1 rRNA gene is annotated in these 401 nt (G+C 36.4%); it reads left to right on the top strand.

Annotated elements, in window-relative coordinates:
• Positions 1-77: ribosomal RNA gene (locus H5087_RS20040) — 16S ribosomal RNA — on the top strand; the annotation flags it as partial.
• Between the last annotated feature and the right edge of the window lie 324 nt (positions 78-401).

Here is a 401-nt window from a genome sequence, read left to right as displayed (position 1 = left end):
CCACGGAGTGATTCATGACTGGGGTGAAGTCGTAACAAGGTAGCCCTAGGGGAACCTGGGGCTGGATCACCTCCTTATACGATTTAGAACTTATTTGTTCGTAGTGTCCACACAGATGATTGTTAATTAGTGCTTGTCCTTCGGGATAACTAATTAATATGCTCTTTAAAAATTTGGAAAAGCTGATAATAAAATTCTGATGAATAACATTGTTATTTATCAAGAGTTTTCAAAAGTAAAAAAAGAATGGTAGCAGTACCATTCAGTGCCATTTAATTAACTCTTATGAGTTGATTGATTGGTATCTACTTTAGTATTCAATATTAACTTCTGGCGAAGTTAAACTGTCACAAAACAAAGACCCGTTTGGGTTGTATGGTTAAGTGACTAAGCGTACACGG

This window comes from Pseudoalteromonas sp. SR43-7 (genome assembly GCF_014163785.1).
In the GTDB taxonomy this organism is placed as follows: Bacteria; Pseudomonadota; Gammaproteobacteria; order Enterobacterales; family Alteromonadaceae; genus Pseudoalteromonas; species Pseudoalteromonas distincta.
This window is presented reverse-complemented; position numbering and strand designations above follow the sequence as displayed.